This is a genomic window from Actinophytocola sp. (genome assembly GCF_036555685.1).
GTDB lineage: Bacteria > Actinomycetota > Actinomycetes > Mycobacteriales > Pseudonocardiaceae > Actinophytocola.
This window is the reverse complement of the sequence record NZ_DATBKY010000119.1, coordinates 1-10,326: the sequence shown is the minus strand read 5'-3', so window position 1 is coordinate 10,326 and position 10,326 is coordinate 1. Positions and strand designations below refer to the sequence as shown.

Genomic DNA, 10,326 nt, shown 5'->3' with positions numbered 1-10,326 from the left:
CCACGGCGTCGTCCGTCCACAACCGACCTCGCAGTGCAGCGGCGTCAGTTGTCCACAACCGACCTCGCAGTGCGGCGGCGTCAGTTGTCCACAACCGCGCAGCTTGTCCACAGCGAGCCGCCACGCGCCCGCTTCCGTCAGAGTTCGCGACTACCGTAGAACCAGGGGTCCCCCTGGCCGGCACGGACACGTCTACGCCGGGGTGTTTGCATTCGCATCCGCAGCCCCGCCCGGCCCCAGCGCCGCCGGAGTGGACGGTCAGCGGTACAGGTGGCGGGCGATGATCTCGCGTTGGATCTCGCTTGCGCCTTCGTAGATGCGGGGTGCGCGGACCTCCCGGTAGAGGTGCTCCAGCAGGTGCCCCTGCTCGAGCGCCCGCGCGCCGTGCACCTGGATCGCCACGTCCACGGCTACCTGCGCGGTCTCCGTCGCGAACAGCTTTGCCATCGCGGACAGGTGACCCGTGCGACCCTGCCCCGAGTCGTACGCCGACGCCGCGTCGTGGACCAGCAGGCGGGCCGCGTGCAACCGCGTCGCGACGTCCGCCAGCTGGTGCGACACCGCCTGGAAGTCACGCAGCGAACGCCCGAACGCCTGCCGCGAAGCCGTGTGCGCCACCGCCGCGTCCAACGCCGCCTGGCCCATCCCCAGCGCGAACGCGCCCACGCTCGGGCGGAACATGTCCAGCGTCCGCATCGCGACCCGCCAGCCGTCGTCGACCGAGCCGAGCACGAAGGAAGCCGGCACGTACACGTCGTCGAAGACCAGCCGGCCGATCGGGTGCGGCGACACCATGGTCTGCCGCGTGCCCGAGAGCCCGCCCGAGGAACCCGGGACGGCGAACGCCGTGATGCCCCGCGAGCCCGCGTCCGACGTGCGCGCGAACACCGAGTACACCGACGCGTCCGGCGCGTTCGAGATGAACGCCTTCTCACCGGTCAGCCGGAAGCCGTCGCCCGAGGGGACCGCCGACAGCGCGAGCGAAGCCGCGTCCGAGCCCGCGCCCGGCTCGGTCAACGCGAAGCCCACCGCGATCTCGCCGGCCGCGATCCGTGGGAGCCACTCCTCGACGACCGGCTGCGAACCGGCGAGCAGGATCGGGTACGCCCCCAGCCCCTGCAGCGCGAACGCCGTCTCCGCCTCCGTGCAGTGGCGCGCCAGGCCCTCGCGGATCTCGCACAGCGCCATCGCCGACGTCGGTTCGTACCCGGAGCCGGACCGGCGGAAGATCTCCGCCAGCAACCCCGCCGCCGCCAGCGCCTTCAACAGCGGAAGGTTGACCCGTCCCGGCTCACCCGCCGCCGCCACCGGCGCGAGGGAACGGGCGACCGAAACGCTGCGCTCCAGCAGGCTCACGAGGCCACCACCGCCGTCCCGACCAGCTCGACCTTGGCGGCGGAGTCGAAGAGCTCGGCCACGCCCAGCAGCGCCACCGCGGGGTAGTGACGGCCGAAGTGCTTGCGCCACACCGGACCCAGCTCGCCGAGCGACGCGCGGTACTCCGGCACCACGGTGGTGTAGATGATCAACGACACCAGGTCGTCCGCGGACGCACCCGCCGCCGCGAGCGCCGCGACGACGTTGCCGGCCGCGACGTCGAACTGCTCGACCAGCGACGACCCGACGATCGCGCCGGACGAGTCCTGTGCGGTCTGCCCACCCAGGTAGACGGTCCGCCCGGGACCCGCGACGACCGCGTGCGCGAACCCGACAGGCTCGGCGAGCCCGGGTGCGTTGACGATGCGGTTCATCGACCACTCCACTGTGGACGCCGCCCGGCGACCCACGCGTTGTAGAACTCCGCGTGGTCGTCGCTCTTCATCAGCAGCGCCTGCGTCATGGCTTCCAGCTCGATCGAGCTGCCGAGGTCCATGTCCAGCTCCCGGGTCAGCAGCACCTTCGTCGTCGAGTACGCGAGCGCGGGCCCGTCCGCGAGCCGGCGCGCCAACGCCGAGGTCGCGGAGGCCAGCTCGGCGTCGGGCACCACCGAGGTCGCCAGCCCGATCGCGTCCGCCCGCTCCGCGGGGACCTTGTCGCCCAGGACCAGCAGCTCGGTCGCGCGGCCGAGCCCCACCAGGCGGGGCAGCAGGTACGCCGAGCCCATGTCCGCCCCCGCGAGGCCGACCTTCGTGAACAGGAACGCGAACGACGCCGACGACGCGAGCAGCCGGAAGTCCGACGCCAGCGCGATCACCGAGCCCGCGCCCGCGGCAACCCCGTTGATCGACGCGATCACCGGCAGCGGGCACTCCCGCAACGCCTTCACGACCGCGCCCGTCATCCGGGTGAACTCCAGCAGCTGCGCGGCCTGCATCTTCTGCAGCTCGCCGATGATCTCCTCGACGTCCCCGCCGGAGCAGAACCCGCGGCCCTGCCCGGCGATGACGACGACCCGCACGTCCCCGCGGTGCGGCAGCTCGGCGAGCACGTCGCGCAGGTCGGCGTACACGTCGAACGTCAGGGCGTTCAGCTTGTCCGGCCGGGAGAACGTGATCGTCGCGACCCCATCGGCCACTCCGAAGTCGAAGTGCTCCCACTTGCCCGTGAACCCGGGCGACGCCCGAAAGGGGCTCATGCCTGTATTCCTCCTCCGTCCAGGACGATCGTCTGGCCGTTGATCGCACCCGCCTCCGGTGCCGCCAGGAACGCCACGGCGAACGCGACCTCGTCGGGCTCGAGCAGCCGGCCGAGCGGCGAGAGCCGCGCGATCGACGTCTCGCTGTCCTCTTCGGACTGCCCGGTCGCCTCGGCGACGCGCCGGATCGTGCGGGTGGTCATGTCCGTGCGCACGAACGTCGGGCAGACGGCGTTCGCGGTCACGCCGCTGCCGGCGACCTCGGCCGCGACCGTCCGCATGAGCCCGACCGCAGCGTGCTTGGAGGCCGTGTACCCGGCGGTGTAGAGCTGGCCGACGTGCGCGGCGGTCGACGCGACGGTGACGATCCGGCCGCGGTCCCGTTCCCGCATGCCCGGCAGCACGGCCCGCGTGCACAGGAACGCGCCGGTGGCGTTCACCTCCAGCTGCGCCTGCCAGTCCTCCACGGTCGTGCGGTGCACGGGCGCGCTCGTGGCGATGCCGGCATTGTTGACCAGCACGTCGATCTCGCCGAGCGAGCCGAGCACGTGCCCGACCGCGACCTCGTCGGTGACGTCGAGGTCGGCCCGGCCGAGCGCCACGACCTTGTCGCCGGCGTCGGCGAACCGCCGGCTGATCGCGGCGCCGATCCCCTTGGTGCCGCCCGTGATCACGACGAGACGACTCACGATGCCCCCTCGCGGGCTCCGGGTCGCCGCTCGCGCTCGCCCTGTGTTCGATGGTTCGCTCCGCAAGCTCCGCAAGCTCCGCTCACGAGAGCTCCCGGAGTGCGCGCCGGTCGAGCTTGCCGTTGCTCGTGCGCGGCAGCTCGCTGACGAACACGACCTCGTGCGGACGCTTGTGCCCGGACAGCCGCGACCCCACGTACTCCCGCAGCGCCTCGCCTTCGACGGCCGCCCCGTCGCGCCGCACCACGTACGCGCGCGTGCGGACCAGCCCGTCGGTCTCGTGGCCCACCACGCCGCACTCGACGACGTCCGGGTGGCCGATCAGGCAGTGCTCGATCTCGCTCGGCGCCACCCAGATCCCGCCGACTTTCAGCAGGTCGTCCGCGCGGCCGTGGTAGGTGAAGAACCCGTCGACGTCCCGGCTGAACAGGTCTCCCGTGTGGACGGTGTCGCCGCGGTAGGTGGCCGCGGACTTCGCCGCGTCCTGGTAGTACTCCAGCGCCACCGTGCCACCGGAGACCTCGAGCGTGCCGACCTCGCCGTCCGGCACCTCGGTGCCCTCGGGGGAGACGACACGGGCTGTGTAGCCGGGCACGGCTTGCCCGCAGGTGCCCTGCCGGCCCGCGCCGGGGCGGTTGGAGATGTAGATGTGGTACGCCTCCGACGAGCCGATGCCGTCCACCACCTCCACGCCGAACGCCGCGTCCCACTTGCGGTGCAGCTCGGCCGGCAGCGCCTCGCCGGCCGAGGTGGTCAGCCGCAGGCAGCTGAGGTCCTGAGTGGACGCCGACGGGTGGGCGACCATCGCGCTCATCATCGTCGGCACGTTCACCAGGATCGTCGGCCGGTGCCGGGCGATCAGCTCGAAGATGCGGTCCGCGGTCGTGCGCTCGGGGAACGCGATGCCCGCGCCGCCGACGCCGAACGGGTACAGCGCGGCCAGGTCGCGGGCGTAGCCGAAGAACAGCTTCGGCACGGGCAGGACGACGTCGTCCGGCCCGATGTCCAGCACGCCGCGGGCGTAGCCGTGGTGGCTGAGCACGGGGCTCACCGCGGTGTGCACGCACGCCTTGGGCGCGCCGGTGCTGCCGGTCGTGAACTTCCAGATCGCCACGTCGTCCTTCGTGGTCGGCGCCGCATCGAGCGTGTCCGGCGCCTGCGCGGCGAGCGCCCGCAGGTCGTGCTCGCCCGCCCGCAGGTCGGCCTGACCCACCACGAGCAACCGGTGCCGGTCCTCGGACGCCTCGCGCATCTTCTCCAGCGTCACCGGGTCGACAACCACGACGTTCGCGCCCGTGTAGTCGAGGTAGTAGCGGTAGTCCTTGGCCGGCAGGAACGTGTAGACCTCGGCCGTGACCGCGCCGATCTTCTGTGCCGCGTACCAGGTGGCGACGAACTCCACGCCGTCGGACAGCGCGAGCAGCAGCCGGTCGCCGCGCCGGACGCCCAGCTCGAGCAGGACGTTGCCGATCCGGTTCACGAGCGCCGCCAGCTCGGCGTAGGTCGTCGGGCCGGCGTCGGTGAGCAGCGCCGTCCGGGCGCCGCGGCCCTCGGCGAGGTTCCGGTCGACGAAGTAGTCGGCCACGTTGAGTCGCTCGGGCAGGTCCTCGTACCGCATCAACCGCGCCCCACTTCCCGGATCAGCTCGACCAGCAGGTCGGTCAGGGTGTCAAAAGTGGACTCGCCCTCGGCGGCCGAGGCGCTCGCGGGCGAGCCGCAGTACGCACGGTCCATGCCCAGGCCGGCGAAGTCGGCGCGTCCGCCGGAGGCCGACATCAACGCCGGCATGTCAACGTGCACCGCGGGCAGCTCGCGCATGACGTCCCGGTCGACCAGCTCGGGGCGGTCGGCGAGCACGAGCGAGGTCTCGTACTGGCCGGCGTGGCACGAGCCGGACCGGAACTCCGCGGTCAGCCGCGCGACGTTCGCGCGGCGCAGCAGGTCGAGGTGGGCGACCTCCGCCTCGGCGACGGCGGAGCGGAGGGCGGTGACGTGCGCGGGCTCGAAGTGGTTGTTGACCACGACGATCCGGTGCAGCCCGCTGTCCTTCAGCGACCGGCAGACGTCGAGCACCAGGCAACGCAAGGTGTCCGCGCCGATCGAGACGGCACCGGAGAAGCCCGCGCTCATGTGCGTGACGCCGTAGTTCAGCGCGGGCAGCACGAGCACCCGCAGGCCGGGGTCGGTCGCCAGCCGCTCGGCGGCCCGCGCGCACATTCCGGCGGAGATGAGCTCGTCCGTGCCGAGCGGGGCGTGCGGGCCGTGGGGCTCGACCGCGCCGACCGGCAGCAGCAGCACGGGTGTGCGTGGGCCGGCCAGCAGGTCGGCTACCTGCGGCGAGGTGAGCTCGGCGAAGGATGTCATGAGAACGCTCCGTCGCTCCCGCTCACGTCAAGCGGGCTCGGCGGCGGTTCGAACACGCAGAGGTCGGCCCGGCCCGCGGCCACGATCGTGTTGACCTCGTCGGCCGTGGTCAGGTAGCCGCCGACCAGCGTGGCGACGCCGGCCTCGTTGCGCACGCGGTCGGAAAGCGTGGTCAGGTAGCCGCGCCGGTACTCCGGCCGCGAGCCCGCCGTCGTGTGCCCCGCGCGGATGTGCACGAGGTCGACACCGTGTTCGGCGAGCGCCCGCGCGTGCTCGATGCCGTCCTCGATCGTGCGCCCCCCGCGCGCCCAGTCCAGCACGGTCAGCCGGACCACGAGCAGCCGGTCGGCCGGCCAGACCGCGCGCACGGCGTCCACGACGGACAGCGGGAACCGCAGCGGGTCGGCGCCGTACTCGTCGTCCCGCCGGTTCGACAGCGGGGACAGGAAGCTCGCCAGCAGGTACCCGTCGGCGAGGTCCAGCGACACCGCGTCGAACCCGGCGGCCGCGGCCCGCGTCGCCGCGGCCACGAAGTCGTCCCGCACCCGCGCCATGTCGGCGTCGGTCATCTCCCGCGGGACCGCCCCGAACGGCGCGTACCGCAGCGGTGAGGCCGACACCAGCGGCCACCCGTCCCGCAGCGGAACGTCCACACCGGACTCCCGGACCGCGCCGCGCCGGCCCGCGTGCGAGAGCCGCACGCCCACGACCGCGCCCGCGTCGTGCACCTTGTCCACCACCGGCGCCCACGAGTCGTCCAGCACCGGACACGCCGGGGACGTACGGCCGTCCTCGCTCACCGCCACGAACCCGGACAGCACCAGTCCCGCGCCCGACCGCGCCGCGGCGAGCAGGTCGCCGCCCTCGCGCACGACCCGGTTCCGCACGGTCAGCCCGCCGAACCGCTTCGGCGCGAACATCGGCGGGGGAGCGACCGCGCCACGCGCCGGCTCGGCCCCGGTCGCGGACGCGGCGAACCAGGCGTCCAGCACGCGGATCAGGTGCGGGTCGCGCTGGGTCAGGTTCGCGTGGCTGATCCGGCCGCTGCGCGTGAGCAGGTTGGCCGCGAACTGGATCGGCGCGAAGTGCGTGTAGCTGGCGACCCGGCCGAAGTACGCGGCGCTGTCGCCGGCCGCCTGCTGGAACCGTTCGACGACCGGCTGGCGCTCCAGCTCGTAGTCGGTCAGCGCCGCCTCGAGGCTCGCCGGGTGCCGTACGAAGCTGTTCGCCAGCGCGATCGCGTCCTCCATCGCGAGCTTGGTGCCCGACCCGATCGAGAAGTGCGCCGTGTGGGCCGAGTCGCCGATCAGCACGACATTCCCGTCATGCCAGGAGCTGTTGCGCACCAAGGGGAAGTCGAGCCAGATCGACTTGTTCGACATCAGCCGGTGCCCGCCGAGCTCGTCGGCGAACAGCTGCTGGCAGAACGCGATGCTCTCCTCCTCGGACATGCGGTCCAGGCCCGCACGCCGCCACGTCCGCGCCCGCGTCTCCACGATGAACGTGCTGGTGTGCTCGTCGAACGGGTACGCGTGCACCTGGAACAGCCCGTGCTCGGTCTCCTTGAAGATGAACGTGAACGCGTCGAACACCAGGTCGGTGCCGAACCACACGTACTTGCAGCCCTGCGGTTCCACGGTCGTGCCGAATTCCCCGGCCCGGCGCAGCGTGCTGTTCGACCCGTCCGCCGCGACGATCAGGTCGGCCGGCTCCGCCGCGGCGACCTCGACACCGAACTTCAGCTCGACGCCGAGCGAACGGGCGCGGCGCTGCAGGATGTCCAGCAGGTGCGTGCGCTTGATCGCCGAGAACGTGTGACCGGACGAGCGGAGCACGGTGCCGAGGTAGTGGATGTCGATCGAGGTCCACCGCGCGAACGAGTCGGTGATCTCCACGTACGTGGCGTAGTCCGCGTCGCGCAGCGCGCCGAGCGTCTCCTCGGAGAACACCACGCCCCAGCCGAACGTCGCGTCCGGCGCGTTGCGCTCCACAACGGTGATCTCGTGCGCCGGGTCGAGCTTCTTCAGCAGGATCGCCAGGTACAAGCCCGACGGTCCGGCGCCCACCACGTTGACGCGCACTACGACAGCACCTCGGCCAGCCGGTCCAGGTCGTCGAGATCGGCGACCGTGGGGTAGAGGATCAGCTCGTCGCAGCCCTCCGCCTCGTACCCGCGCACGAAGTCGCGCACCGCGCGCGCCGAGGTGAGGTTGCCGGCGGCGATCTTCTCCGCGAACGGGCCGGTGAACGCGTAGTAGTCGCGCAGGTAGTCGCAGCCCTTGCCGGGGTCGCCGAACGCGAAGTAGCCCTGGCCCCACAGCATCGGCTCGCCGGTCCGCTCCAGGTCGCGCCACGCCGCCCGGGCCCGGGTCGCGGCAGAGCCGAACGCGCGCGGCGGGCCGCCGCCGTGCGCGTAGCCGTCGGCGTAGCGGGCCATCCGCGCGAACGCGGCCCCGCTCGACCCGCCGACCAGCAGCCCGATCGAGGGTCGCGCCGGCCCGATGCCCGAGCCGTCCAGCCGGCCGCGCAGGAACGCGAGCTGCTCGGAGAGCACCGACCCGCGCGTGCGCCGGTCGACCCCGGCCGCGTCGTAGTCGTCCCGCCGGGCGCCGACCCCGAGGCCGAGCGTGAACCGGCCGCCCGAGACGGCGTCGACCGACACGGCCTGCTTGGCGAGCATCGCCGGGCCACGCAGCGGGCCGATCGCGATGTTGGTGGCGAGTCCGATCCGGTCGGTCACGGCCGCGGCCGCGGCCAGGGCGGCGAACGGCTCGATGCTGTCGTAGACCAGCCGGTCGAGCACCGCGGCCGTGGAGAACGGGCCGGCGTCGGCACGCCGCGCCCACTCCACCAGAAGGGCCCCCGTCGCGCCCGGAATCGTGTTGGGAAGCCCGATACCGACCTTCACGCGCGACACATTACGGTTGACCCCGCTGAGGCGTCAACTATGCTGTCCGGGCATGGCACGTGTACAACCGCGTGTCTTTCGAGCCGCACCTAAGGGGACCGGGACGCAACCCAGCCACAAGTACGTGCCGAACTGAACGGGATCAACCAAAGGTGACCAACAGGGTTAATTCCGGGGAGGCGGGACGGCCGGCGCCGCAGGATCTCGTGCTGAGCCTGCTCGGCGCGCACCACGTCCCACGCGAGCGAGGCGAGGTCTGGTCGGGCGGGCTCGTGCGGCTGCTCGAGGAGTTCGGCTTCTCCGCGGGCGCCGCCCGGGTGGCGCTGAACCGCCTCGTCGGCCGCGAGCTGCTGGCGCGCAGCAAGGACGGCCGGCACGTCCACTACACGCTCACGCCGCGCACGCTCGCGGTGCTCGCCGAGGGTGACCGGCGGATCTTCACGCTCGGCGGCTCGCCCCGGCACGAGACCACGTGGACCGTGCTGTGGCACTCGATCCCCGAGGACCGCAGGCTCGCCCGCACCCGGCTGGTGCGCCGGCTGCGCTTCCTCGGGTTCGGCCCGGTGCAGGACGGTACGTGGCTCGCGCCGCACGACCGCGAGTCGGAGGTCGCGAAGCTGCTCGACGAGCTGGACGTCGCCGCGCACGCCGGCATGCTGCTCGGCCGGCCCGCCACCGCGGTCGACTTCGGCGTCTTCGTCGCCCGCGTGTGGGACCTCGACGAGCTCGACGAGCGGTACCGCGCGTTCGTCGAGCACTTCCGCGACCAGCACGTCGCGGACGACCGGCAGGCCCTGCTGCTGCGCACCCGCCTGGTGCACACGTTCCGCGAGTTCCCCTTCCACGATCCCGAGCTGCCCGAGGACCTGGTACCGGCGCCGAAGCACCGGGCCGAGGCGGTCCGGCTCTTCCACGACCTGTACCCGGCGCTGGCGCCCGCGGCCCAGCGATACTTCGACGAGGTGACCGTGCCATGAGCGAAGACCAGTCCGCTGCCCTGACGTACTCGTCCTACCTGGCGCTGGACGAGATCCTCGGCGCGCAGAGACCGCGCTCCGACGAGCACGACGAGATGCTGTTCATCGTCATCCACCAGGTCTACGAGCTGTGGTTCAAGCAGCTGCTGCACGAGCTGGAACACCTGCAGTACCGGATGGAGAAGGTCGACACCGCGCACTCGGTGCGCACGCTGCGCCGGGCGCTGACCATCCTCAAGGTCGTGGTCGCGCAGATCGACGTGCTGGAGACCATGACGCCGCGGCAGTTCACGAGCTTCCGCGTCCGGCTGGACGCGGCGAGCGGGTTCCAGTCCGGCCAGTTCCGCGAGCTCGAGGCCGTCCTCGGCCGCCGCGACGAGCGGATGCTCAAGCCGTACGCGAAGGGCAGCCGGTTCCGCGAGCGGATCTCCGCGGCGATGTCGCGCCGCTCGCTGTTCGACTCGTTCCTGCACTACCTCGCCGGCAGCGGCTACGACGTCCCGGCCGAGCACCTCAACCGCGACCTGAGCAAGGAGTGGGCGGAGTCCGAGGACATCCAGCGCGTCCTGGTCCAGGTGTACGCCGACGACGCCGGGCCCTCCACGGTGGCCGACCTGCTCGTGGACCTCGACGAGGGCATGCAGGAGTGGCGCTACCGGCACGTGAAGATGGTGGAGCGGACCATCGGCCGCAAGCCCGGCACCGGCGGCTCGCCCGGCGTCGCCTACCTGCAGACCACGTTGTTCCAGCCCATGTTCCCCGACCTGTGGGCGGTGCGGAGCCAGCTGTGACCACATTGGACGATCTGCGGCG

10 protein-coding genes are annotated in these 10,326 nt (G+C 72.2%); 2 read left to right on the top strand and 8 right to left on the bottom strand.

Annotation, left to right across the window (positions count from 1 at the left end; genetic code table 11):
* Window positions 1-258 precede the first annotated feature (258 nt).
* The 8 genes from VH969_RS12785 to VH969_RS12750 form a co-directional block, all read right to left on the bottom strand.
* Window positions 259-1,350 (bottom strand): acyl-CoA dehydrogenase family protein, encoded by a 1,092-nt coding sequence (locus VH969_RS12785; protein ID WP_331973929.1) that lies wholly within the window; start codon window positions 1,348-1,350, stop codon window positions 259-261.
* Window positions 1,351-1,352: 2 nt separating this feature from the next.
* Window positions 1,353-1,751 (bottom strand): RidA family protein, encoded by a 399-nt coding sequence (locus VH969_RS12780; protein WP_331973928.1) that lies wholly within the window; start codon window positions 1,749-1,751, stop codon window positions 1,353-1,355.
* Window positions 1,748-2,575, bottom strand: coding sequence for an enoyl-CoA hydratase family protein (locus VH969_RS12775; protein WP_331973927.1), 828 nt, complete (start codon window positions 2,573-2,575; stop codon window positions 1,748-1,750). Before VH969_RS12775 ends, VH969_RS12780 begins: the two co-directional genes overlap by 4 nt.
* The gene (locus VH969_RS12770) at window positions 2,572-3,264 is read right to left on the bottom strand and encodes an SDR family NAD(P)-dependent oxidoreductase (RefSeq protein WP_331973926.1); all 693 of its coding nucleotides are present in this window, start codon (window positions 3,262-3,264) and stop codon (window positions 2,572-2,574) included. Before VH969_RS12770 ends, VH969_RS12775 begins: the two co-directional genes overlap by 4 nt.
* A gap of 82 nt (window positions 3,265-3,346) precedes the next feature.
* Entirely contained in the window at window positions 3,347-4,882 is a 1,536-nt protein-coding gene (locus VH969_RS12765) for a benzoate-CoA ligase family protein (RefSeq protein WP_331973925.1), read from the bottom strand.
* The gene (locus VH969_RS12760; protein WP_331973924.1) at window positions 4,882-5,628 is read right to left on the bottom strand and encodes a creatininase family protein; all 747 of its coding nucleotides are present in this window, start codon (window positions 5,626-5,628) and stop codon (window positions 4,882-4,884) included. The genes VH969_RS12765 and VH969_RS12760 overlap by 1 nt, the downstream gene beginning before the upstream one ends.
* Window positions 5,625-7,709, bottom strand: a complete 2,085-nt coding sequence (locus VH969_RS12755; protein ID WP_331973923.1) for an oxidoreductase — start codon at window positions 7,707-7,709, stop codon at window positions 5,625-5,627. The genes VH969_RS12760 and VH969_RS12755 overlap by 4 nt, the downstream gene beginning before the upstream one ends.
* Complete coding sequence (locus tag VH969_RS12750; protein WP_331973922.1) at window positions 7,709-8,536, bottom strand: LLM class flavin-dependent oxidoreductase; 828 nt, start codon at window positions 8,534-8,536, stop codon at window positions 7,709-7,711. Before VH969_RS12750 ends, VH969_RS12755 begins: the two co-directional genes overlap by 1 nt.
* Window positions 8,537-8,688: 152 nt before the next feature.
* On the opposite strand from VH969_RS12750, the gene VH969_RS12745 reads away from it, so the two are divergent.
* Window positions 8,689-9,513 (top strand): PaaX family transcriptional regulator, encoded by an 825-nt coding sequence (locus tag VH969_RS12745; protein WP_331973921.1) that lies wholly within the window; start codon window positions 8,689-8,691, stop codon window positions 9,511-9,513.
* Window positions 9,510-10,304 (top strand): tryptophan 2,3-dioxygenase, encoded by a 795-nt coding sequence (locus VH969_RS12740; protein ID WP_331973920.1) that lies wholly within the window; start codon window positions 9,510-9,512, stop codon window positions 10,302-10,304. The genes VH969_RS12745 and VH969_RS12740 overlap by 4 nt, the downstream gene beginning before the upstream one ends.
* Window positions 10,305-10,326: the final 22 nt, after the last annotated feature.